Genomic DNA, 22821 nt, shown 5'->3' with positions numbered 1-22821 from the left:
TGGAGGTATCGCCAATGAAGATGAATCCATCAGGAGGCCACCGTGCCAGCATCACGTAACCGGACCACAGCCAGCAGCGCCGCAGGAACGTCCTCGGTGAAACCTGAGCGGAATGCGGGTGGTGCGCTCAGCCCGGAATTCCGGGAGGCCTCACTGGCTGCTTTGGCCGGAACCATGGAACCCGGACAAGAACTGGATGTGCTCATTGTCGGCGGCGGTGTAGTGGGCGCTGGCTCCGCTCTTGACGCGGTCACCCGAGGCCTCAAAGTTGGCATCGTCGAGATGAACGACTGGGCCTCCGGTACCTCCAGCCGCTCCTCCAAGCTGATCCACGGCGGTCTACGCTACTTGGAGATGCTGGATTTCGCCCTGGTTCAGGAAGCCTTGCAGGAGCGTGGTTTGCTGATCCAGCGGATCGCCCCGCACCTGGTTCGCCCGGTGCCCTTCCTCTACCCACTGACCAAACGATTCGTCGAGCGCCCCTATGTTGGCGCGGGCATCATGCTCTATGACACCTTGGGCCTGACCAGCGGCAACTCTCGAGGTGTCCCCTTCCATAAGCATCTGAGTAAGCGCGGCACCTTGAGGGCTGCACCGAGTCTCAAAGATGACGCGATGATCGGCTCGATTCGCTATTACGACGCGCAAGTTGACGACGCTAGGTTGGTGACCGACGTCGTCCGAACCGCTGTTTCTTACGGTGCCTATGCCGCCAATGGAGTGAAGGTGGTCAACTTCTTGCGCGAGGGCGAACGGGTAGTGGGTGCCCGGGTCCGCAATCAGCTGGACGGCACCGAGTTTGATATCCGGGCCAAGCAGGTGGTCAATGCGACCGGTGTTTGGACCGATGAAACCCAGGCCATGGTGACCGATCGCGGTCAGCTGAAGGTGCGCGCTTCCAAGGGAATCCACCTAGTGGTGCCGCGTGACCGCTTCCAATCCACGGTCGGACTGATTCTGCGCACCGAAAAATCCGTGCTCTTCGTGATTCCTTGGGGCAGGCACTGGATCATTGGCACCACGGATACCGATTGGAAGCTGGACAAGGCGCATCCGGCAGCTTCCTCGGCGGATATTGACTATGTGCTGGAGCACGTCAATAAGGTGCTCAAGCGGCCCCTCACCAGGGAAGACGTGGAAGGTGTCTATGCCGGGCTGCGGCCCTTGCTGGCGGGGGAAAACGACTCAACGGCCAAGCTCTCTCGGGAGCATGTGGTGGCACACCCGGTACCTGGTCTGGTGGTGGTGGCCGGCGGCAAGTACACCACTTATCGGGTGATGGCCAAGGATGCCGTGGACGAGGCCACCCGGACCCTGGACGAGAAGGTACCGGAAAGCTGCACCGAAACCATCCCGCTGCTCGGCGCGGTCGGCTACAAAGCGGCTTGGAACCGGAGGAATCGGACCGCTGAGGAGTCCGGAGTTCATGTGGCCCGGCTGGAGCATTTGCTGGGCCGCTACGGTTCGATGACCTCCGAAGTGCTGGAACTGATTGCGGCCGACCCCACACTGGCCGAGCCGCTTCCCGGGGCGGACGATTATCTTCGCGCCGAGGTGGTCTACGCGGCCACTCAGGAGGGTGCCTTGCATGTCAACGATGTGCTGACCCGGCGGACCAGGATCTCGATTGAGTCCTGGGACCGAGGCGTGGCGGCAGCCCCCGTTGTGGGCGAATTAATGGCTCCCATCCTTGGTTGGAGCCAAGCCAAGCAGGAGAGTGAAGTCAAGCACTATCTGGCTCGGGTGGAAGCGGAGCGCCTCAGTCAAGAGCAGCCCGACGATGCCTCCGCCGATGCGGTTCGGCTGGGCGTGGAGGATATCTCAGAGAGTTCCACGGCTCAGTGATGGTTCAGTTTGAAGACGAATGGCACCGCTACGATCCGCAGTTGACCAGCCCGGAGTTGGTCATCCTGGAGATGGTGGCAGCCACCCGGGAGGAGGCCTCCGCCCAGCTTGCCGAGCGGATGTTTCGGGCCGGGCGAGTGACTAACCTGGAAGGCTTTCTGGAGCAGGTCTATTCACGCGAACACCAGTTGGCTACCGGGCTACCCGGCGGCATCGGCCTGCCACATGCACGGAGCGAATTCGTGCAGCAGACCACGGTGGCGGTGGGGGTGACCAAATTTGGGCATGCCCTGGACTTTGGCGCTGCCGACGGACCGGCGAACGTCATTTTGCTGATCGGTACGCCGGCCGCCTCCTTTTCCCAGCACCTCTCGGTACTGGCCGTGCTGGCTCGCGCTCTCTCCAAGGAGAACTTCCGTGAGTCACTGCGCCGGGCACACGATGCCGAGGTGATCTCCGAGCTGATCAACTCGACGCCGATTTTCAGCGACTAGGTACCCCAGGGCTGCTCTGGCACTGGGCTGTCCTTGCTTAGGGCTGTTCCGAGATCAGCACTGCCCGGGTATTGGCTTCCAGGGCGCTGAAGAGGTGCGGCACATCGCCGGGATAGCAGAGGTAGTCTCCTGGCAGAAGCTCCACGGGGTCCTCGGCCAAACCCACCAGCGCACGGCCGGTGCCCAGGATGACGTGTTCCACGACGCCGGTTGAGTGCGGTTCCGAGCGACGGTCCTTACCGGGCTGGGCAAGTAGTTGATAGATATCGCGGCGAGTGTTGGGCGGGCTGGAGGACAGCACAGTAGCTAGGTAATTAGCCTTCTCCGAGGCGACTACCGCTCCTTCATCCGCTCTGATCAGCCGCACTTGCGGTCTGGGCGTATCGACCAGATCGGCAAAGGTGATGCCAAGCGCCACGCAGAGCGCCCAGAGCGTCTCTACGCTGGGGTTTCCTTGAGCCGATTCCAGCTGAGACAGCGTGGACTTGGAGATTTTGGCTTGTCTGGCCAGTTCGGTGATGGACAGGCCAGTCCTTTGCCGCTCCCGCTGCAAGCTGGCGGCGATCATCTCCAAAAGGGCTGTGCTCTGGCTTTCCACAAATACTCCGTTGGGGTCCGAATAGCTGCATCTGATGTACCGTGTTCGATTTAGCGCACGACTGTTCGATTTGACGAACGATGCCACATGAACCATTATATTGGACATGCGTTCGATATGGCGAACTTCACTCTCGGGGCCGCTCGACCGAGCCCTGGTTCGGAACATCGCCCTGGTCTGCCTGGCCGACGCCTTAGTCGGGGTTTCCTTTGGAGCCATCGCGGTGAGTACCGGCTTACCGCTCTGGGTTCCCGTAATGCTCTCCCTGGTGGTCTTTGCCGGTGCCTCCCAATTCATTTTCATTGGCTTAGTCGCCTCCGGTGGAAATCCCTTCGCCGCGATGCTGGCCGGGCTTTTAGTCAATATGCGCCATGTCCCGCTCGGCTTCGCGGTGGCCGATGCTTTTGGCGAACGTCTCCGAGACCGGCTCTTTGGTTCCTACCTGATGGCAGATGAAACGGTGGCTTTCACGATGACCCAGCAGGGAACCGAGAAGCGCAGGGCTGCCTATTGGCTCTGCGGCATCGGACTCTTCCTCTGTTGGAATCTCGGCACCCTGCTGGGGGCTTATGGTGGCGGGTTCATTAAGGACACCAATGTACTGGGCCTCGACGCCGCGTTTCCGGCGGTGCTGCTGGCGCTACTGCTACCCTCGCTGACCGATGCGGCGATTCGCCGGGCTGCGGCTATTGGTGCAGCGATAGCTTTGGTCACCTCACCCTTCTTACCCGCCGGGATGCCGGTCATCCTGGCGCTAGTGGGAGTGCTGGCGGCCTGGCCCTTCAAAAGCCCCGAAGCCCCGCTAGAGCATAGGTCTCAGCCATGACCGCGCTCGTGGTGGCTGCCGTGATCTTAGGAATCGGCACCTTTGCCTTCCGTTTTGGCGGCACGGTGCTGCGCCGCCGGGTGAAGATCTCAGTGCGGGCCGAGCGGGTGATGACGGTCGCCGTCGTCGTTCTTTTTAGTGCCCTGGTGATGACCAGTGCACTGATTGAAGGGCACGGGTTCGCTGGCTTCGCTCGCCCGGCAGGGGTGCTGGTGGCCGGGTTCCTGGCCTGGCGGAAGGCACCCTTTGTCCTCGTCGTCCTCGCGGCGGCCTTGACCGCAGCAGGGCTACGGCTACTCGGGGTGCCCTAAGGCTCCTTAGACCGGGTGCTACTCGGTGCGCCAGGAGTGCCAGAGCGCAGCGTAGGAACCCTCTAGCGCCAGCAACTCATCGTGGGAGCCAATTTCGGTGATCCGGCCGCCATCCACCACCGCCACCCGATCCGCATCGTGAGCGGTATGTAGCCGGTGCGCAATGGCCACCACGGTGCGACCGCTCAGCACCGCATTGAGTGAGCGCTCCAGGTCACGGGCGGCCTGCGGGTCGATCAGCGAGGTCGCCTCGTCCAGCACCAAGGTATGCGGATCGGCCAGCACCAGCCGGGCAAGCGCGATCTCCTGAGCCTGAGCCGGGGTGAGCGCATAAGCCCCGGAACCCACTTCGGTCTCCAGCCCCTCGGGGAGGGCTTGCGCCCAAGCCAGCGCGCCGACGTCGGCCAATGCCTTTTCCACTTCACTCACCGAAGCATCTGCACGGCCAAGCCGGACGTTATCCGTTACTGAACCCACGAAGACATGGTGTTCCTGGGTGACCAACACCACTTCGGTGCGCAACTGATCCAGCGGCCGATCAACCAGCGGCACGCCACCCACCGTAACGGACCCCGCCGTGGGTGGATGGATGCCCGCGATTAGCCGGCCCAGGGTGGATTTTCCCGCCCCGGAAGGGCCGACCACGGCGAGCCGTTCGCCACGGCGCAGCGTGAGGTCCACGCCGTGCAGCACATCGTGACCCTCCCGATAGGCGTAGCGGGCGCCGCTGACCACGATATCGTCATTCTCCGGCACCGCATCCGTGGTGATCCGGTCCGGGGCAACCTCTTTGATGCCGGTAATTCGGGCCAGCGAGGCAGCACCGACCTGCAACTCGTCGAGCCACATAATCAAGGTGTTCACCGGATCGACCATCTGCACCGCGTAGAGTGCCACGGCGGCTACCACACCGGCACTGACAATGCCCTGGGAAGCTAGCCAGCCGCCCCAGACTAAGACCACCGCGACCGGAAGCCAAAAGGCGAATTCGGTGATCGGAAAGAGCCAGCTGCGCAGCCAGAGGGTATAGCGCTCGGCGTTGAAGGCGCCGCTTAGCCCGGCTCCCATCTTCTTCCGGCGCTGCGCTCCCAGGTTCAGCGCATCAACGGTCATCGCGCCTTCAACGCTTTCCGAAATCGCGCCATTGATCACCGAATAGGCTTCCCGTTCGGTGGCATAGCCCGCGGCAGAGCGCTTCAGGTACCAGCGAGTGATCGGGATGAGCAGCGGTAACCCGGCCAGCAGCGAGACCGCGGTGATCGGGGAAATGACGACGGCGGCAACCACCGTGAGCAATAGGGTCACCGCACCCACCAAGATCTGGGGCACCGCGAAACGCACCGCGAAGGAGACCGCCTCGACGTCATTGGTGGTTCGGGAGACCAAATCGCCGGTCCCCGCCTTTTCCACTGTGGACAGTGGCAAGGAGGTGACTTGCTCCATGAACTCTTCACGCAACTGGGCGAAGACCTTTTCACCCTGGACCATGCTGGCAGTCACCGCGAAGCGTTGCAGCACCGCCTGTAGCAGCACGAAGATCAGCAACAGTATGCCGATCAGCATGACCTGATCAATGGTGGTTCCGGCGCTGATATCGTCAATCAGCAGCCTCAGCAGTGCCGGACCGGCTAGTCCGGCGATGGCCGCCAGTACAAAGAGGCTGACCATCTTGATCAATGCGGATCGATGTTGGCGCAGCAGGCGCAAGGCTTCGAGACGGACCTGCGCCTGATTCGAGATCGGCAGCTTAGACTCGCCCAGGCTGGCGGAATCCTGCCGGGGAGAAGCCTCTACGTTCAACTGGTCCACCGAGTCGAGCTCTTCGGTAAAGTTGTCATTCACCGCGAATCACCACCGCTCTGTACTCAGGAATCTGCAATAGTTCGCGATGGGTGCCGCGAGCCGAAATTTTGCCCTCAATCATCAGCAGTACCTCATCCACCTGACCCAGCATGAGCGGGCTGGCAGTCACCAGCAGGGTACTCTTACCGGCCCGGGCGGATTGAAAACTAGCCGCGATCCGAGCTTCTGTATGTGCATCGACCGCACTGGTGGGTTCCACCAGCAGCAGGGTTTCCGCTTCGGTGAGTAGCGCCCGGCTGAGCGCAAGCCGCTGCCGTTGGCCGCCGGAGAAGCCGCGGCCTCGTTCGGTGACGTGGTGGTCCAGGCCCTCTTCCAGACCGTCCAGGATGTCCATGGCGCTGGCATTCTCCAGCGCACGGAAGATCTGCTGGTCACTGTTGCGCTGAGCCGGATCAAGAAGCTCCCTGAGCGGGCCGGAGAAAAGCTGCGGATCTGCTTCGCTAAAGACGATGCGCTCCCGTAACGCTTCTAAACCGATCTGCCGGGTGTCAACGCCGCCCCAGAAAACAGGTTGCTCGGTCAGCACGGAGTCATCGAAGCGAGCCAGCCGCTCGGCGAGTTCGGCAGAAGCGGCCGGATCGGCGCTCACCACGGCGGTCAATCGGCCGGGATGGACCACCGCACCGCTCGCGCTGTCCTTGAGCTCGGCAGGACCAGCAGGCGCCGAGGCGCTGCCCTGATCGGTGAAGGCCGGTGGCGTGGCGAGCACCGCGATGGTTTTACGGGCTCCGACATAACCGCGGATCGCCGCGGAGACCATTTCGGAGAGGATTCGCACCGGGGTAACCAGGAAAACCGAGAATCCGTAGAGCGAGATGAGCTGTCCGATACTGATTTCCCCGCGCAATGCCATCGCGGCTCCCAGCCAGGTGAAAAACACGCTGAAACCACCGGTCACCAGTAGCTGGGTACCCTCCAGGGTAGCTACCGAACGGGCAACCTTATTGCCGCTGAACCGCGTATCTTGAGAGCGCTCGCGGTAGCGGGCCACGAAAATATGCTCGCCGCCAATGCCGCGCAGCACCCGAAGTCCGGCCACCGTATCGGCACCCACCGCCGTCATCTTTCCGGACATTTCGCGTTGCTCACGCTGCCGAGCTTGAAGAGGACGAATGATGAATAGCAATAAGGCGCAGCACACCGGTACCCCGACCAACACGGTCAAACCCAAGCCCCAGGAAATCTGCCAGATCAACACCGAGACCAAAAGATAGGAGAGCAAAGCGCCAGAGAGCCTGGCGGTGAGGTCATAGATCTGACCGATTCGGGTGGCATCAGAGGCGGCCGTGTTGACGAGTTCTCCCGTGGAGATGGCTCGCGGCAGTGCGGCGCCGGTGCGGGAGATCTTATGGCCTATCAATTGCACCGAACGGAAAGAGGCTTGCATCCAATTGGAAACCGCGATCCGGTGCCGGAGCACAGCAAAAACGGCCTGCAGGGCACCGAGTACCAGCATGGCGAGGGCGCACAGCAACAGGACATTCCAGTCCTTGCCATTCACGCCGTAGTCAATGGCTAAGCCGAGCACATAGGGCATCAACGCCTGGGCTAGTAGCCAGAGCGAGCCGAAGAGCACACCACCGGCCAGGCTGGGCAACTGTTGTAAGCCCAGCCAGCTCAAATAGCGGACCGGCGACCGGGTCTCGGTCGGTTCAGCCATTGGATAGGGGTATGTGCGCACAAAGTTCAAGCCTAGTCCGCAGAACTGCCGTTGGGGAGGTCTAGAGGGAGCCCGTTCGTTTTTCTACAGCGGGACGAAGTACCGTTAAGCTGTGCTGAAAACCGCTCTGAAGCCCCGCTGGATAGCTGCTTTGCTCTTTGCTCTGCTGGTATCGACGGTTTTCGTGCTGCTGAGCCAGTGGCAATTCTCCCGATCCACGCAGAGCGTGGAGCAGCCGAAGGTCACCACCGAGGAGCTCAAACCACTGACTTCCCTGCTCACCCCAGGTGAATCGATGCCCGCCAGCTCGGCGGACCATCTAGTTACTTTTACCGGTCACTTCGATGCCTCAAAGCAGGTTCTGGTGAAAAACCGGCTACAGGACGGTGTGAGCGGTTATTGGGTGGTCACTGCCTTTGTGGTTGATGGTTCCCCCGCCATCAAGGGTGTTCCGGCTAGCCGGGTGACCGTCATTCCGGTAGCGCGAGGCTGGCTTGCCGATCCCGGGCAGGTGACCGCTCCGCCGTCGGGCCCGTTGACCGTGACCGGTCGCTTGCTGCCCACCGAGGCTCCTGTGCTGGACAAGAAATTAGCTTCCGGCCAGGTTGCCGCGCTGGCCACGGCCGAGTTGATCAATATCTGGCAGGTGAATAGCTACCAGGGCTTTGTGGCTTCCTTCACCGAGACCGGGCCAAGTGGCGACGTTGGTGCGCATGCGGTGGCTGGTCAGCTCAAGGGCATTGTGGTGGGACCGCAGCCGGCGGAGCAAACGGTCAATTGGCTGAACATTTTCTACGCGGTTGAATGGGTGGTCTTTGCGGGCTTCTCGGTCTTCATGTGGTGGCGCTTGGTGGCCGACGATTACAGGCGGCAGAACGAACCTGAGTTTTACGATGATACGGAAGAAGAAGAGGTAAAGCAGTGAGTTCTCCTGAGAACGGATCGGCCGAGAAGAGCAGACGCCGGTTCGGCGGCACCGTGGCTCAAATCCGGGCTGCTCTGGGGTTCTACAAGGTGTTCGCCTACACCACCGGTGTGCTGCTATTGCTGCTTACCGCCGAGCTAGTGGCCCGCTATGGCTTCCACTCGGTGCTGATGGCCGGTGGCCAGGATGCTTCCTCCGGCGCGGAGCACGGCTTCGGGTTCGTCTCGGTGGCCGATGATGGTTCGCTGGCCGTTACCGGAGGCGTCAACCTGTCCACCGCCGTGCTCATTGTGCACGGTTGGATGTACGTGGTTTACCTGATCTCCGACTTCCGGCTCTGGTCACTGATGCGCTGGCGGTTCGGCAAATTTGTGCTGATTGCTCTTGGTGGCGTGGTGCCGTTCCTGTCGTTCTTCGTGGAGCGGCGGATCCATGCCGAGACGCTTGCCGAGGTGGCCGCGAACCCGCAGGGGTCTAAGCGGTACTAAGCGGTGCGGTGTGGGCTCGGACTACGTGGCGGGTGCAGCGGCGTGGTGTGCTTGGACGGCGGGCAGTGTGCGGCGGGCTTACGGTGCGGCTGAGTAGGCATTTTCCCTAGATAGCGCCTTATCAGGTGTGTTTCTCGCCCGAATTCCTACTCGGGCGCACAGGATCCATCAGATCGGTCACGACCTCCTTGACCCATTCCGGCTGGAACATCACCGATTCCCAGCTAAAGCGCAACACTTTCCAGCCCCGGCGCACCAGCTCGTCATAGCGGACGCAATCGCGATGAAGCGCCTGACGGTTGCCGTGCCACTCGAAACTATCTGCCTCCAATCCTGTCTTAGTGCTCCTATCGCCCAGGTCCAAGCGGTAAGAAACCTCTGCGTCCCGAACCGGTAGCTGTGGTTGGAATTGCGGGAAGCCAGCCTCGATGCAGAGTGCTCTTAACGCCGATTCGAAAGGGTTCGCGGCCAAGGCACTGGCCTGCTCGGCGACCAATCGCATGGCCGGGGCGCCGCGTCGGTGACTTGAGAAGGCAGCGAGACGCAACTCCTCCGCGCTGAGGAATCCCAGTCTCAGCGCGCCGTCGGCTATTGAAAGCGACTCTGCCAAGCTCAGTGCGGCGGCACAATCCAGCACGGTTCTGCATACCGAAGTCACCCGGACTGAGGAATCGAGATGAAGATCCTCCGTGGGCAAGGGGGAGTAGAAGACCTTTGCCCCGGGAGCTCTGTATCGATAGGGCCTATTCCGTGGAAGGGTCAGCCAGGGCACGTTGTTTCGCAGCAGGAGCGGCAATTGCCAATACTCGGCGGCGGAGAGGTGCGATAGGGCAGCAGAGTTAAGCGCCGCCAGCCTCTGCGGCTGCGGGGTATCCGGCAGAGCATAAAGCCCGCGCCGGATTCGTCGCACTCGACGTTGCTGCAGGGCGGAGTCGAGTTGCCGCCAGTTGGAATAGCGGAGCAACTCCGTTCTGCGCAGTGGCGTTTGGGTAGCCCGCAGGACGAATTCCGGATCGACGGAGGACATCTGAATATGATGCTTGCCACGGTGCGCCGATGGGAGTGGGGGAGTGCCGAATGTGGATAAGTCTGCGAATTTTTTTGCTGGACGGTGGCGCTGGGTAGGAGCTTTCCGCTGGAATGCCGTTCGGGAGGTGATTTTCTGCCTAAGTTCCTACTGGGCGGCACCAAATTCTTGTTGGGTAGCCCTATCCTGCTCGGTGACACAGTGCCGTCCCGAGGGATACCTCGCCGGGGCGCGCCAACTCCCGCCAGCAGCTAAGATTGACGGGTGACTACGACTCCGGTTCAGCCCGCCGCATCGCAAACCTCGCAACGTCCCGTCCTCGTCGTCGACTACGGCGCCCAGTATGCCCAGCTCATCGCTCGGCGCGTTCGGGAAGCCAATGTTTATTCGGAAATTGTTCCGCATACCCTGAGCACCGAGGCGCTACTAGCTAAGAACCCGGCGGCGATCATCCTCTCCGGCGGTCCTTCCAGCGTTTACGCGGAGGGAGCTCCCTCGGTCGGGGCCGAGCTATTCGAAGCCGGGGTGCCGGTATTTGGCATCTGCTATGGCTTCCAAGCGATGGCTCGCGCGCTCGGCGGCACGGTAGCCCAGACGGGATTGCGGGAGTACGGCGCCACGGATGCCACTAGCACTGGGGTCAGCCACTCGATCCTGGCTGGCACCCCGGAGCAGCAGAATGTTTGGATGAGCCATGGCGACTCGGTTCAGGAAGCTCCGGCTGGCTTTGAGGTGCTGGCCAGCACGGCGGGTGCTCCCGTGGCAGCCTTCGCTAACCCGGAAAAGTGCCTCTTCGGCGTGCAATGGCACCCCGAGGTTAAGCATTCGGCCTTTGGTCAGAAGGTGCTGGAGAACTTCCTCTTCAATGAAGCCAAACTGGAGCCGAATTGGACCACCGGCAATGTGATCGAGGAACAGGTTGCTCGGATTCAGGCACAGATCGGCACCGGAAAGGTGATCTGCGGGCTTTCCGGGGGAGTTGACTCGGCTGTGGCTGCCGCCCTGGTGCAGCGTGCAGTGGGTGAGCAGCTGACCTGCGTTTTCGTCGATCATGGACTGCTGCGTGAAGGCGAAGCCGAGCAGGTGGAGCGTGACTTCGTTGCGGCCACCGGTGTGAAGCTCTATGTGGCTCGTGAGGCAGACCGCTTCCTGAACGCTCTTGCCGGGGTCTCCGATCCAGAGACCAAGCGCAAGATCATTGGCCGCGAGTTCATTCGGGCTTTCGAAGAGGCCGAGAAGGCGCTTATCGAAGAGGCCGGGGATACTGGCGAACAGATTAAATTCTTGGTCCAGGGCACCCTTTACCCCGATGTAGTGGAGTCCGGTGGCGGCGAAGGTACCGCGAATATCAAGAGCCATCACAACGTTGGTGGCTTGCCCGAGGATCTGCAGTTCGAACTGGTTGAGCCATTGCGGGCCCTGTTCAAGGACGAAGTACGCGCCGTGGGCTCTCAGCTTGGCTTGCCGGCCGAAATTGTTGGCCGCCAGCCGTTCCCCGGCCCCGGCCTGGGCATCCGAATCGTGGGAGAAATCACCGCCGAGCGACTGGAGCTGCTCCGCAAGGCAGATGCCATCGCCCGTGCCGAACTGACTGCCTCCGGTCTGGACGGCGAAGTGTGGCAGATGCCTGTGGTGTTATTGGCGGATGTACGCAGTGTCGGGGTCCAGGGCGACGGCCGCACCTACGGACACCCGATTGTGCTCCGCCCGGTCTCCAGCGAGGATGCCATGACGGCGGATTGGTCGCGGTTGCCTTATGAGCTTTTGGCGAAGATCTCGAATCGGATCACTAACGAGGTCGACGGCGTCAACCGGGTTGTCTTGGATGTCACCAGCAAGCCACCGGGAACCATCGAATGGGAGTAGCGCGAAGTCATAGCAATGATTTTCGTATCCTTCCGTGTGCCGTACCGAGTATCGTGAACTAAGCGGGATAGCCTCGAAAACATGCCAGTATGGTCGAGATTGCAGCGTGCTGCGCGAGAGGACTCTTCAGCCGAGGGCGCGAAGAAAGACGTGACCGCCTCATCGGAGGCTGCGGTGGGCCCAGAAGCCAAGTCCGCAAAGAAGGCCAGCAGGTCTGAGAACTCCAAGAATAAGGCAGAAAAGAAGGCCAAAGTGTCCGAGAACGCCAGCCAGTCGGAGGGCTCCGAGCAGCTGCGTGCGTGGCTGGATGAATTGGAGTCTCCTGCCGAGGCGAATACCCTGCTGGCATTTGATGCCCGCGGCGCCGGAGCCATCGACCTCACCCATGCGCACCCCTCCGGCCTGGCTCAGCTTTTGGCGAGCCGCAAGACCCGGCTATCCACCCTGATCAGGGAAGCAGCTCAGCTAAATCTCGCCATGCAATCGACCAGATTGCTGCGAGCTAAGATTCAAGAACTCAGCAATGAGCGTGGCCTCGACGTCGGCTACCTGGCGGCTGGAACAGTCAGCTGGGGTACCTCGGCGAGCGGAACCCATCGTCGGATCACCGCACCCGTCATGCTCACTTCGATAGCTCTGAGCGCCCGACCGGGCCAAGAAGATTATGAGCTTCAGCTCACCGGGCAAGCCAAGCTCAACCCTGCTTTGGTGCGCTTGCTGCAGCAGCAGTACGGAATCGCGTTCGACCCGCAAGCGGTAGCCAGGCTGGCGTACAACACCGCCCGATTCGAGCCCGGGCCCGTGCTGGAGCATCTCCGGGTACTCACCGCAACGATCCCTCAGGTCACGGTCGAGCACCAGCTCGTGGTGGGAAGTTTTGCCGATCTCAGCGAGAACTTAGCGGACCCTGCGCTACGTGCGGGCGAAGGTTTAGTCCCAGCGTTGATGAATGCCGTTGCGGATAACGCCGATCCGGTAACTCCCGCTCCGATCGACCCGAGCCGCTTCGAGCCGCTGGACGCGCGATCTCCGGAAACGGAATTCTTGATCCTGGACGCTGATGCCGAACAGCAACTTGCCCTGGATGTTATCCGGGCGGGGGAGTCTGTGGTGATTTCAACCCCTCCGGGTACCGGGCAGACTCAGACCGCGATGAATGCCATCGCCACCTTGGTCAATGATGGGAAAAGCGTCCTGGTGGTGAGTGAGCGGCGGTCCACTCTGAACGAGTTGGCTCAGCGTTTCGCCGGGCTTTCCTTGGACAGCATGCTCTTGCAACTGAGTGGGCAAACCGGTCCGCAACAACTCAAGTCCCAGTTGGTCCGGGCGATTATGCGGAATGAGAAAGCCACCGCGCCGCAGCTGGACACGCTCTATTCCACCCTTGGCACCCATCGCCACCAGTTGCTGGATCATGTGGCGTCCTTGCATAACGTCCGCCAGCGTTGGGGCTGCTCGCCGTATCAGGCGATGCAATCGCTCGCCGAGCTAACCTCGATTCAACCGGCACCGGCCACCACGGTCCGGCTCAAGCGAAGCGTTCTGGACGCCATTAAGGATCGCTCCGAATTGGGTGGGCGGCTGCGCCGAGCCGCCGAGTTGGGCAGTTTTAGTAAATTTGCCACCACCAGTGCTTGGTACGGCGCTCGTCTGGTGACTAGGAAAGAGACCGAGGAAGCGCATGCGCTCGCTGTCTCGCTCTTGGCTGAGGTCCCAGCCTTCGCCGCCAAAATGGACGAAGTGGCCGATTACGCGCAAATCAGCCGTGGAAACAGCTTTACCGCCTGGGGTGAACAGCTCGATCTGCTGGTTGCCGTACGGGAGAGTCTGGATAAGTTCATGCCGGACATTTTTGACCGGCCCGTTACCGATTTGATCTCCGCTACAGCGACCACGGCTTGGCGACGAGATCGCAATCTGGATATGCCTTCTATGCAACGTTCCCGGTTGCGTCGAGTGGCCAAGGAATACGTCCGCCCCGGGGTGCATATTGATGACCTGCACGCCTCCTTGCTGCTGGTACAGGACCAACGCGAGCAGTGGGCGGAGTTCTCCACCAGCCAGCGTCACCCAGCTGTACCATCCGGTCTTGCCGAACTGCGCCGCCGCTATCACGAGTTGAGCAGTGAATTGCTCAAGCTCGGTGCCGCGCTGGAACGTACCGAACTTGGCGGTGAACTGGAGTCCGTGGACCATCGGCAGTTGACTAGTCGCTTGGCTGCGCTGGCCGATGACAAGCAGACTTTAGAAAACCTGCCGGAACGTACCTTGCTCGAAGAGAATATGCGCGAGCACGGTCTTGGCGAGTTGCTCGATGATCTTGCGGCGCGAGAGGTGCAGCCGGCCCAGACCCGTTCCGAGCTGGAGTTGGCTTGGTGGCAGTCCGCCCTTGAGGCGATGATCAGTGGCGACGACTATTTGGCGATGTCCGATGGTGATAGCTTGCGCCGACTTGAGGCGGAGTACCGGCTGGCCGATCAAGCACATATTGTCTCCGGAGCGGCCCGACTGCGCTGGACACTTGCGGCGAAGTGGCAAGAAGCTGTTGCCGGAGGAAGCCGATCCAGTGAGTTCTTGCGGAACATGCTCAAGGACGGCCGGGTTAGCCTGGACCAACTGACTTCCCGAGCACCTGAGCTGATCGATCTTCTGGTGCCGGTATGGACCGCGAGCCCCCAGGTGGCTCCCACCCTACTTCCGGCGCAGATACGCTTCGATGCGGTGATACTGCTCGATGCGGAAGCTATCTCGTTGTCCTCCGCTTTGCCGACGATTGCTCGCGCCAAACAGGTTGTAGCCTTTGGCGACAATAAACTGCCCGGTGCACAGCCCTTTACCGTTGCCGTGCAGATGGCTACGGGAGCAGATGCTGGGCGGCAGGAAGCCAGCTTGAGCGTCTTTGATGCGCTGAGCAAGTTCCAAGCGACTATCCGGCTCAATCGGAGTTACCGAAGCGTGGATGAGGATCTGAGCCGTCAACTGAGCCAGGACTTCTACGATGGGGCACTGCAGTTCCTGCCCGATGGCAAAGCCGTCACGGGTTTGGATCGTGCCTTACATGTCGAGTATTTGGCGGATGGTACAGGTCTTCCCGGAAGCGATAGTGCAGGCATCGAATCGGTGGCTGCGGAGGTAAATCGGGTAGCTGATCTGGTGCTGGAGAGTGCCCGGGCACGTCCTCGTTCTTCGCTAGCGGTGATCACGGCAAGCGCTCGGCATGCAGCCCGAGTAGCCGAGGCTATTCGGGTCAATATTGCCAACCATCCCGAATTGCAGGATTTCTTTGCCTCGCGGCCCGAGCCCTTCAGGGTTGTTCCGCTTGAGCGTGCGGCTGGGCTGACCAGGGATCGGGTGATCTTCTCCTTGGGCTTCGGACGGACCCCACATGGAAGGGCTTTGCATCATTTTGGCCCGCTTTCCGCTCCGGGCGGTCGAGAGAAGTTTGCCTTGGCGATGACCAGAGCGCGGGAACAGCTGACCGTTCTGAGCTGCTTCAAGCCCGAGGACTTGGACACGGCCAAACTGAACCATGGCGCCCAGGACTTCTATGCTTTGTTGGAACGTGAGCTCGGTGGGAAAGCCTCCTCGCATGCCATTGCTTCCCGCACGGCGGCCGCCGGACAGAGTCTCGACGAGGATCCCTTGGTGGCCGATCTCGCTGATCGTTTGCGTGCCCGGGATGCCAGGGTCTGGTACAACTATGACGGCTTGATCGATATTGTCGCTGCGGCAGACCCCTTGCGTTACCTGGGTGTGCCGGAAAGTGAGATCCCCACTCCGGTGGCGGTGGAATCCGATGGTTCGACGAGCTATCGGAAGATGAGCGTTCGCGAGCGGAGCAGGCTCCGGCCGCAACTGCTGGAGCGTCGTGGCTGGCGGTATATGCCGTTGTGGACGATTGAGGTCTTCACGGATCCTTCCAGCTGCGCCGATCGGATCGGGAGCTACCTTGGGCTGGAGCCTTCGCTGGGCACAGCTGATTTCTCGTCCTTGCTGAGCAACACCCCGGAGCGTGCGGTTCAGACGCCCGCCGCAGAGGTTCAAGAGCAGCGGATACCGCAGGAGCGCGAAAAGCCAGTCCAGCCCTCTACGCCCCGGGATGAGCAGAGCAGCCAGGGGCCCGAAACGAAAGCTGCGGAGAAGTCCGGGGAAGCGGCCGACGGACAGGAAACCGACGGACAGAAAACCGGTGCTCAGGAAACCAGCGCTCTGAAAGACGATACACAGAAAGACGATACGCAGAAATACGGCGCGCTGAAAGACCACACGCAGAAAGCCGATGGCCAGAAAGCGGACGAGAAGGCGCCCGAGCGAAGCAAGCTCTCTCCGGAACCCCCTGTGCTTCCCTTGCGCGCTGCCGAGGATGAGGCCCAAAGCTGGGGCGAGCGGGGCAACTCCGACCATGATGAGTGGTTGCGCGAGCAGAAACCGCCGCACTGGGGCTAACCTCCGACCAGAACTAAGGACACCTTGCCGCGGCTAGAGGCGCCCGCCAGGCTTTTGCTCTGGTTCTTCGGCGCGGCTAGCAGCACCAGACCGCTTGCGGAGCTTTCGCCAAGCGTTGACCAGCTGGAACTGCCAGGCTCCTTCGCGGGAATCCAGAGCACTGGCACAGCACTAGCGAGCACCGCGCCCGGTCCATACCGCCCGGCCTGATCTTCGATGCTGAGCACCACAGTGACCAATTGGCCCGGTAACAGCCAGGCCATGGTCGCCGGATCCGCCACTCGTACGGGCACCGCCTCGGTGCCAGGTGGAGCACCAATCAGCAGACTGTGGCCTAGCAGGGAAGCATCGGTGAGGAGCTGGCCCCGGCGTAGTGGCGCGGCTAATTGCTGGCCAATAACCTGCTCGGGGTCGTTAAAGGCCGCATCCGGTACTGCGGCGGGTGGCAGCCGAACGATTTTCAGCTGAGCAGCGCTGAGCACCGTTCCGGTGGGTAAATCCGCCGTTGCGGACAGAGCCGATGCGGTGAATTGATCGACGGGGGTGAGCTGCTCGACCGCTACCGCAGCGGCAGCGCAGAGGAGAAGCGCAGCCAGCAATCGTCGTCGTCGCCGAAGTAGTCTGAAAAGCCGTCTAAAGATCGCCGATATTGAGAGCTTGATCGAGTCCATAAGTCGACGATAGGACGGATCTGAGCGCCCTGGAGGGGCTTAGCTGCAAGAAGAACCTCAATGTGAGGAATGCCGTCAAACCAGGCACCTGTGGAGGACTAGTGCCGCACAGGAAACGGCAGAGAACTACTTAGCCGCCGGGCTAGAGGCCTTGCTCTCCGAGGACGAGGAAGAGGAAGAGGAAGCAGAAGACGGAGCGGGTGAAGCGGCCGGCGCAGCGGGACTGCTAGCCGAGCTTCCCGATCGTGAATCGGTGCTGTAGAAACCTGAACCCTTGAAGGACACACCCACCGAGCTGAACTTCTTGCGTAACTGGCCACCGCATTCCGGGCAGACGGTCAGAGAGCTATCGGTGAATGACTGCTGGATATCGAAAGCGTGGCCACAGTCCTTGCAGGCATAAGCATAAGTCGGCACGTGAATAATCCTCCGGGCATTAGAAACGAGGCTCACGCCTCGACTGATGATTCTAACACCGAAGGTCTTGGAAGAATTCCGGGGTCAGGGCATAGTCCACCGCCTGATCCCAGGTATCACTGGCTACCGCGCCAGCAGCGAGCACCTCGGTGGAGTAGACCACCGCCGCCAGGACCGGAGCTTCATCGAGCTCCGATAGGGTCGCTAAGAATCGATCGTAATAACCTCCGCCCTGGCCCATCCGGACGCCACGGGCATCCACCGCAAGGGCTGGAATCAAAAGGAGACCGATGGAGTTCATCAGCTGCACATCGTGGAGTTCCCCGACCGGCTCAAGCACCGGAGCGTAGCTACTTCGGCGTAATTCCACCCCCGGAAACCAGCGCGTCCAAGCGAGCCGAAAATCTGCCTGACAAACCGGTAGATAGATCGGATGACCGTTTTGTGACAACACGGTAAGTAACTTCAGAACCGCTGGCTCCGAGCCGCTGGGAAGGTACCCGGCCACCCCACTTTTTTCAAGCGGCAAATTGAGCTGTTTTAGTAGTTTTTGCCCCGTTATTAACAGGCCCTGAGCCGCCGTATCGAGAGCGCTGGGGGACAAGGCCGCACGTGCGGATCGCAACGCCGATCGTTGGCTAGCCTTGGCTTCCAAAATTGCTCCAACTCCTCGATTTACAGGATCCTCCAGTAGCCTATGACAATGACAAATGCGCAGAGAATTCGCAAGGCCGTCATTCCGGCAGCAGGGTTGGGGACCAGATTTTTGCCAGCTACTAAGGCAATGCCTAAGGAAATGCTTCCCGTTGTGGACAAGCCAGCCATCCAATATGTGGTGCAAGAAGCTGTCGACGCCGGTCTGGAAGACGTTCTAATGATCACCGGGCGTAATAAACGCGCCCTTGAGGACCATTTTGATCGGGTGCCCAATATTGAGCGCCTGCTAGCCCAGAAGGGCGATGAGGAACGCCTCGAGGCGGTGCAGCACGCCACCGACCTGGGCGAGATTCACTACGTTCGGCAGGGAGACCCCAAGGGACTGGGGCACGCCGTGCTGCGGGCGAAGACCCATGTGGGCGATGAACCGTTTGCGGTGCTCTTGGGTGATGACCTGATTGATGAGCGAGACGAATTGCTGAGCACCATGATGGACGTTCAGCAGCGCACCGGTGGATCGGTGATTGCCCTGATCGAGGTCGAGCCATCCAAGATCAGCGCTTATGGTGCCGTGGAGATGGAAGCCATCGAGGGCGAGGATTTCGTCCGGGTGCGCCGCCTAGTGGAGAAACCCCCGGTGGAGGAAGCGCCGTCGAACCTGGCTGTTATTGGCCGCTATGTGCTGCACCAACGGGTATTCGAAGTGCTGGAGAACACCCCGCCGGGACGCGGCAATGAGATCCAGCTGACCGATGCTCTGCAAACCCTGGCCACCGCCGAGGGGGAGGGTTCCGGAGTTTATGGCGTGGTTTTCTCCGGACGTCGTTATGACACCGGTGACAAGCTGAGCTACCTCAAGGCCGTGGTGACCCTGGGCTGCGAGAACGATGAGCTGGGCACCGACCTACGCAGCTGGCTCAAGGATTTCGTTGCGGAGCAGGGCAGCTAAATCGTGTGGGGCGTCAGTAACTGGCCGGTCACTCTGGAGCATGACTCGGTCATTCTGCGTCCTCTTAGAAGACAGGACCAGAGCAACTGGTTGGAATTGAGAGCGCGGAACCGGGACTGGCTGACGCCTTGGGATGCCACTAATCCGCATCCGGGCGGCGGCCTGCCCAGCTTTCGCCAAATGGTGCGCGGGCTGAATGAACAGGCCCGTGCCGGGGCCGCCCTGCCTTTCGCTATTACGGAGCGGGACGACGACGGCGTGACCCGGCTGGCGGGGCAACTCACCGTGAGCAATATTCTATGGGGTTCGGCCATGATGGCCACGGCCGGCTACTGGGTGGATCAAGCCCGGGCCGGCCGCGGCATCGTGCCCACCGCGCTCGCGATGGCCACCGATCATTGTTTCAAGGTGCTCGGCTTGCACCGGATGGAAATCAATATTCGTCCGGAAAATGCTCCGAGCCTTCGAGTGGCGGAGAAACTGGGTTTTCGGGACGAGGGCTTGCGCGTTCGATACCTGCATATTGATGGTGAGTGGGCAGATCACCGCTCCTTCGCGGTGACCGCGGATGAGGTGCCAGAGGGGCTGCTGGGAAGACTGGGCCGCTGATCTGAGCCCGATTCTCGTCGGAGGGCCAGATTCCAGCCGACACACCGTGCCGAATGCGGAGCCAGTGTGGCCGGGGATTTTAAGGTTAGAGGTGTGAATGTGCCGCTCAACACCTCAGTCTTCTTGGCGATCGCGGTCGCCCTGTGGCTGATCTGGGTTGGCCCCTACGTTTTGCGTTTGCGGAAGGTGCGAACGAGCGCCGTGACCGCAACGGAGGACCTGGTGGAGGCCCCCGCCTCCCTTGAATCCGTGAGGATGTCCATGGCATCCGAAAAATCCCAGCCCCGGGAGGCTGCTATGACTGGCACGTTCGGCTCCAACACCTCGGCTCGCGCTTCGGCAAAGCCCGTTGAGCAGAAGACCCAGGCCTTCAAGGTCCGGTACGGACGTACCGCTATTGCGGCGGTGGGTGCTCTGGCGCTGCTGACCGCGCTTTTCGGATTAGTGCTCCGGTTTGCAGGCTTGGCCTCAACCTGGCTTCCGATCGTCTCCGTGCTGATCTTTGCGCTCTGCCTGGGAAGTCTACGATTCCTGGCAGTTAGCGACCGCAAGAAGCGGGTAGAGAATGCCTTCCGGGAGGCGATGAGCGCCGCGCCTATCGTAGCGAGCAAGCCTCTTCCACAGCCCGAGGTAATCAAAGAAACTAAGCTTTTTGACGCTCAGCCCCCCGCGGCAGAAGCTAAGCCCGTGGTCAAGCCGCTGAGTGCAGCGGAACTGCGCAAGGCGGCGCTCGCCGTCGCCGAGGGTGCCGAGGTCAAGGCCGATGGTACTTGGGAGCCGGTGCCGGTACCTAAGCCGAGCTACGTCGAAGCCGCAAAGGTCGAGCGTCCGGCCCCTGCACCCTTAGAGCTGCCGGAGGCACCTAAGCCCGCTGCGAAGACTTCGATCAAGCAGTCCGAGGCTGGAGTCACCGTACCGGTAGCAAAGCCCACGGAAACCACCGGGGCGGCGCTGAACAACCTCGACGACGTTCTGCAGCGCCGCCGGGCCTAGTAATGCCCCTGCTGATCGCGGTCGCGGGCGGCACCGGGACCGCGGGCCGTGCGGTAGTTGCCGAAGCGCTGAGCCGTGGGCATCAGGTTCGAGTCATCTCCCGGCACCTTCCTGGTCAGACCGTCGACGGCGTGAGCTATGCTGTGGCGGATGCCGCCACCGGTGTGGGGCTTGCCGAAGCGGTCTCCGGAGTCGACGTCGTGGTGGACACCATGGACGCTAAGTTCGGTAAAGCTCTCAAGACTTTGCCCGCCGCTTCCGAACGTCTCAGGGAAGCCGCGCATGACGCCGGGGTGCAGCGCACCGTGCTGCTTTCCATTCTCAACTGTGAGCAGTCCGATTATGGCTACTACCGGGCTCAAGCGGCTCGTGCCGCAATGTACCTCCACCCCGCCTGGAGCGGGTCCGTGGTCTACGCCACCCAGTTCCACCAACTGATCGCTTCAATCCTCGGGGCGGTACCCGGGCTGATTCCGGTCTTTCCCGGGGTTTCCTTTCAACCCATCTCGGTGCAAGCGGTCGCTACCGCCTTAGTCGATGCTGCTTCGGTGGACGCCGTTTCGGTGGACGCCGCTTCGGCGGACGCCGCTTCGGCGGACGCCGCTTCGGCGGACGCCGCTTCGGTGGACGCCGCCGAAACGGGGGCGCGGCTCACTCGGATTGCCGGTCCGGAGGTGTTGGAGATGTCTGAGTTGACTCAGCTTTGGAAGGCCGCAGGTCACCGGGGAGCGAGGGTTCGGGTTCCGCTGCCGGGTGCTTTTGGAGACTTCCTGCGTGCCGGGAAGAACCTGGCACCGGATGCGGCCGTTCCGGGCCCAAGTTTCGCCGAATGGCTCGCTAGCTAGGCGCGAATTTCGTCGAGCAGCTTCTCGCCCAGGGCGGAAGGATTCCAGGCAATTTCCCAGCGGTAGTCATTGGGATCTCGGAAGTAGCCGGAGTAACCGCCCCAGGCCCTTCGTGTTCCCTCGCTAAGCAGGGTGGCGCCAGCGGTGACCGCTTCCCGCAAGACTGCATCGACGTCGTCCGTGGTTCGACAGTTATAAGCCAAGGTCACCGGGGCGTTCTTCAGGGTTACCGGCCCGGCTTCGGCCTCGAATTCTTCCGCGTCCCAGAAGGAAAGGATAAGGCCTGGTGCTAGCTGGAGCATTAGCACGGTGTCATCCTGGTAACTTGGCTGCCAGCCGAGCGCGTCGAGGTAAAAAGCCTTGGTGGCGCTCATGTCTGCGACGGCGAGAGTGATGAAATTGAGGCGTTGGTCCATGGACTTAGGTTATTCCACATCCTGTTTTGGGGAGTCCTGTTGTCTGGTCCCACTGAGTTCGGGTACTCGGTGGGCTGGGATGCCTGAGCCCGGTGAGATGCGGCTTTCAGCGGGTTCAGGTCTCGGGAGGGTCGAGCATTTTGAAGTGCTTAGTGGGGTGGCGTACGCTTATTGAGCTTGGATTTATTGATCCACGCGGGGCATTGGCGCAGTTGGTAGCGCGCTTCGTTCGCATCGAAGAGGTCAGGAGTTCGAATCTCCTATGCTCCACAATAGATGTCTTAGTCGAACCATCGACCGAAAAAAGACGAACCATTTGAATACCATCTGACGCCTCCGAAATCCGGGGGCGTCTTTTTGATTGGCACCCCTGTCGCTTCGTCGCCCAGATCGGCGCGTGTGGCCACCCAGGCGGTTTCTGCGGTGTAGATTCCGGCGAACGGTTTGGCCATCTCCGTGGTCACGTCACCGATTTCATCGACGTAGATTTTCTCGAAGAAGGACTGATTCATCAGGCGGCGAACAGCGTCGGTGGCCGAGCAGTAAAGCCCGGCTGGATCTTCGATGAGCTTGAGTGCTTTTTTCAGTACCGCCCCGCCGACGGTTAGTTCTGCCGATATGTTGGCCATCGGATCTTGTGCTTTTCTCTTCTGGGCGTGGATCTCGTGAAGTTTCATGCGAATCTTGTGCTGCGGAAGCATGCCGTCGGCAGCGAGGTCGATCAAGCGTTCTTCTTTTACCTCAAGCTCCTTGAGCTGTCTGGTGACCTTTGCGTGGATGTCACGGACACCGCCCTGTTCGTCGGCGAGTGCCTGATCGATCCGATCGTGGATATCTGCCAGGAATGTGTTGGGCAGATTGAGTGACGTGTAATGAATTTCGAGGGCCTCTTCAATGCGATACACAGGTAGGTAT

21 protein-coding genes and 1 tRNA gene are annotated in these 22821 nt (G+C 61.1%); 13 read left to right on the top strand and 9 right to left on the bottom strand.

The window, feature by feature from the left end; all coding sequences use genetic code 11:
• Positions 1 to 96: 96 nt before the first annotated feature.
• The gene (locus tag FHU41_RS07045) at positions 97 to 1845 is read left to right on the top strand and encodes a glycerol-3-phosphate dehydrogenase/oxidase (protein ID WP_343046287.1); all 1749 of its coding nucleotides are present in this window, start codon (positions 97 to 99) and stop codon (positions 1843 to 1845) included.
• Complete coding sequence (locus FHU41_RS07040; protein WP_179388866.1) at positions 1845 to 2339, top strand: PTS sugar transporter subunit IIA; 495 nt, start codon at positions 1845 to 1847, stop codon at positions 2337 to 2339. Before FHU41_RS07045 ends, FHU41_RS07040 begins: the two co-directional genes overlap by 1 nt.
• Before the next feature lie 37 nt (positions 2340 to 2376).
• On the opposite strand, the gene FHU41_RS07035 is transcribed toward FHU41_RS07040, so the two are convergent.
• Positions 2377 to 2937 carry a helix-turn-helix domain-containing protein gene (locus tag FHU41_RS07035; protein WP_343046265.1) on the bottom strand — a complete coding sequence of 187 codons (561 nt, stop codon included), beginning with the start codon at positions 2935 to 2937 and terminating at the stop codon, positions 2377 to 2379.
• A 106-nt stretch (positions 2938 to 3043) separates the two neighbouring features.
• Between FHU41_RS07035 and FHU41_RS07030 the strand changes: the two genes are divergently transcribed.
• Positions 3044 to 3763 (top strand): AzlC family ABC transporter permease, encoded by a 720-nt coding sequence (locus FHU41_RS07030; protein ID WP_179388865.1) that lies wholly within the window; start codon positions 3044 to 3046, stop codon positions 3761 to 3763.
• Positions 3760 to 4074, top strand: a complete 315-nt coding sequence (locus tag FHU41_RS07025; protein ID WP_179388864.1) for an AzlD domain-containing protein — start codon at positions 3760 to 3762, stop codon at positions 4072 to 4074. The genes FHU41_RS07030 and FHU41_RS07025 overlap by 4 nt, the downstream gene beginning before the upstream one ends.
• Positions 4075 to 4092: 18 nt before the next feature.
• Here FHU41_RS07025 and FHU41_RS07020 read toward each other — a convergent pair whose 3' ends face one another.
• Positions 4093 to 5835, bottom strand: coding sequence for an ABC transporter ATP-binding protein (locus tag FHU41_RS07020; RefSeq protein ID WP_218847162.1), 1743 nt, complete (start codon positions 5833 to 5835; stop codon positions 4093 to 4095).
• A gap of 73 nt (positions 5836 to 5908) precedes the next feature.
• A complete protein-coding gene (locus tag FHU41_RS07015) occupies positions 5909 to 7597 on the bottom strand; it encodes an ABC transporter transmembrane domain-containing protein (protein ID WP_218846967.1) in 1689 nt (562 codons plus the stop codon).
• A gap of 112 nt (positions 7598 to 7709) precedes the next feature.
• On the opposite strand from FHU41_RS07015, the gene FHU41_RS07010 reads away from it, so the two are divergent.
• Together FHU41_RS07010 and FHU41_RS07005 are read left to right on the top strand one after the other, a co-directional pair.
• Positions 7710 to 8522 (top strand): SURF1 family cytochrome oxidase biogenesis protein, encoded by an 813-nt coding sequence (locus tag FHU41_RS07010; protein ID WP_179388862.1) that lies wholly within the window; start codon positions 7710 to 7712, stop codon positions 8520 to 8522.
• The gene (locus FHU41_RS07005) at positions 8519 to 9010 is read left to right on the top strand and encodes a DUF3817 domain-containing protein (protein WP_179388861.1); all 492 of its coding nucleotides are present in this window, start codon (positions 8519 to 8521) and stop codon (positions 9008 to 9010) included. Before FHU41_RS07010 ends, FHU41_RS07005 begins: the two co-directional genes overlap by 4 nt.
• Positions 9011 to 9131: 121 nt before the next feature.
• Here FHU41_RS07005 and FHU41_RS07000 read toward each other — a convergent pair whose 3' ends face one another.
• Positions 9132 to 10037 (bottom strand): hypothetical protein, encoded by a 906-nt coding sequence (locus FHU41_RS07000; RefSeq protein ID WP_179388860.1) that lies wholly within the window; start codon positions 10035 to 10037, stop codon positions 9132 to 9134.
• Between the two features lie 264 nt (positions 10038 to 10301).
• On the opposite strand from FHU41_RS07000, the gene guaA reads away from it, so the two are divergent.
• Positions 10302 to 11903, top strand: coding sequence for a glutamine-hydrolyzing GMP synthase (gene guaA, locus FHU41_RS06995; protein ID WP_179388859.1), 1602 nt, complete (start codon positions 10302 to 10304; stop codon positions 11901 to 11903).
• 81 nt (positions 11904 to 11984) lie between these two features.
• The gene (locus tag FHU41_RS06990; protein ID WP_179388858.1) at positions 11985 to 16349 is read left to right on the top strand and encodes a DUF4011 domain-containing protein; all 4365 of its coding nucleotides are present in this window, start codon (positions 11985 to 11987) and stop codon (positions 16347 to 16349) included.
• Here the strand turns inward: FHU41_RS06990 and FHU41_RS06985 are convergent.
• The 3 genes from FHU41_RS06985 to FHU41_RS06975 form a co-directional block, all read right to left on the bottom strand.
• On the bottom strand, positions 16346 to 17020 hold the full coding sequence (locus FHU41_RS06985) for an RcpC/CpaB family pilus assembly protein (protein WP_179388857.1): 675 nt from the start codon (positions 17018 to 17020) through the stop codon (positions 16346 to 16348). The genes FHU41_RS06990 and FHU41_RS06985 overlap by 4 nt on opposite strands.
• Before the next feature lie 126 nt (positions 17021 to 17146).
• A complete protein-coding gene (locus FHU41_RS06980; RefSeq protein WP_343046264.1) occupies positions 17147 to 17473 on the bottom strand; it encodes an FmdB family zinc ribbon protein in 327 nt (108 codons plus the stop codon).
• A gap of 16 nt (positions 17474 to 17489) precedes the next feature.
• Positions 17490 to 18092: a 5-formyltetrahydrofolate cyclo-ligase gene (locus tag FHU41_RS06975; RefSeq protein WP_281360575.1), complete on the bottom strand. Its 603-nt coding sequence runs from the start codon at positions 18090 to 18092 to the stop codon at positions 17490 to 17492.
• A gap of 48 nt (positions 18093 to 18140) precedes the next feature.
• On the opposite strand from FHU41_RS06975, the gene galU reads away from it, so the two are divergent.
• The 4 genes from galU to FHU41_RS06955 all read left to right on the top strand — a co-directional run bounded on the left by galU (position 18141) and on the right by FHU41_RS06955 (position 21490).
• Positions 18141 to 19043, top strand: a complete 903-nt coding sequence (galU, locus tag FHU41_RS06970; RefSeq protein WP_179388854.1) for a UTP--glucose-1-phosphate uridylyltransferase GalU — start codon at positions 18141 to 18143, stop codon at positions 19041 to 19043.
• Positions 19044 to 19046: 3 nt separating this feature from the next.
• Positions 19047 to 19652 (top strand): GNAT family N-acetyltransferase, encoded by a 606-nt coding sequence (locus FHU41_RS06965; protein WP_179388853.1) that lies wholly within the window; start codon positions 19047 to 19049, stop codon positions 19650 to 19652.
• A gap of 93 nt (positions 19653 to 19745) precedes the next feature.
• Positions 19746 to 20645 carry a hypothetical protein gene (locus FHU41_RS06960; protein ID WP_179388852.1) on the top strand — a complete coding sequence of 300 codons (900 nt, stop codon included), beginning with the start codon at positions 19746 to 19748 and terminating at the stop codon, positions 20643 to 20645.
• A gap of 2 nt (positions 20646 to 20647) precedes the next feature.
• The gene (locus tag FHU41_RS06955; RefSeq protein ID WP_179388851.1) at positions 20648 to 21490 is read left to right on the top strand and encodes an SDR family oxidoreductase; all 843 of its coding nucleotides are present in this window, start codon (positions 20648 to 20650) and stop codon (positions 21488 to 21490) included.
• Here the strand turns inward: FHU41_RS06955 and FHU41_RS06950 are convergent.
• Positions 21487 to 21906 carry a VOC family protein gene (locus FHU41_RS06950; RefSeq protein ID WP_179388850.1) on the bottom strand — a complete coding sequence of 140 codons (420 nt, stop codon included), beginning with the start codon at positions 21904 to 21906 and terminating at the stop codon, positions 21487 to 21489. The genes FHU41_RS06955 and FHU41_RS06950 overlap by 4 nt on opposite strands.
• Before the next feature lie 197 nt (positions 21907 to 22103).
• Between FHU41_RS06950 and FHU41_RS06945 the strand changes: the two genes are divergently transcribed.
• Positions 22104 to 22176, top strand: a tRNA-Ala gene (locus tag FHU41_RS06945).
• 11 nt (positions 22177 to 22187) lie between these two features.
• On the opposite strand, the gene FHU41_RS06940 is transcribed toward FHU41_RS06945, so the two are convergent.
• Positions 22188 to 22811 (bottom strand): hypothetical protein, encoded by a 624-nt coding sequence (locus FHU41_RS06940; protein WP_246279445.1) that lies wholly within the window; start codon positions 22809 to 22811, stop codon positions 22188 to 22190.
• Positions 22812 to 22821 lie beyond the last annotated feature (10 nt).

Source organism: Psychromicrobium silvestre (assembly GCF_013408295.1).
GTDB classification, from domain to species: Bacteria; Actinomycetota; Actinomycetes; order Actinomycetales; family Micrococcaceae; genus Renibacterium; species Renibacterium silvestre.
Note: the sequence above shows the minus strand (reverse complement) of the source record. Positions and strands in the feature narration are given on the sequence as shown.

Bases quoted from the DNA above. Each gene is read 5' to 3' on its own strand.
- FHU41_RS07000 (WP_179388860.1), bottom strand. From the start codon at position 10,037: ATGTCCTCCGTCGATCCGGAATTCGTCCTGCGGGCTACCCAAACGCCA.
- galU (WP_179388854.1), top strand. From the start codon at position 18,141: ATGACAAATGCGCAGAGAATTCGCAAGGCCGTCATTCCGGCAGCAGGG.
- FHU41_RS07015 (WP_218846967.1), bottom strand. From the start codon at position 7,597: ATGGCTGAACCGACCGAGACCCGGTCGCCGGTCCGCTATTTGAGCTGG.
- FHU41_RS07030 (WP_179388865.1), top strand. From the start codon at position 3,044: ATGCGTTCGATATGGCGAACTTCACTCTCGGGGCCGCTCGACCGAGCC.
- FHU41_RS06990 (WP_179388858.1), top strand. From the start codon at position 11,985: ATGCCAGTATGGTCGAGATTGCAGCGTGCTGCGCGAGAGGACTCTTCA.
- FHU41_RS07025 (WP_179388864.1), top strand. From the start codon at position 3,760: ATGACCGCGCTCGTGGTGGCTGCCGTGATCTTAGGAATCGGCACCTTT.
- FHU41_RS06950 (WP_179388850.1), bottom strand. From the start codon at position 21,906: ATGGACCAACGCCTCAATTTCATCACTCTCGCCGTCGCAGACATGAGC.
- FHU41_RS07040 (WP_179388866.1), top strand. From the start codon at position 1,845: ATGGTTCAGTTTGAAGACGAATGGCACCGCTACGATCCGCAGTTGACC.
- FHU41_RS06955 (WP_179388851.1), top strand. From the start codon at position 20,648: ATGCCCCTGCTGATCGCGGTCGCGGGCGGCACCGGGACCGCGGGCCGT.
- FHU41_RS06985 (WP_179388857.1), bottom strand. From the start codon at position 17,020: ATGGACTCGATCAAGCTCTCAATATCGGCGATCTTTAGACGGCTTTTC.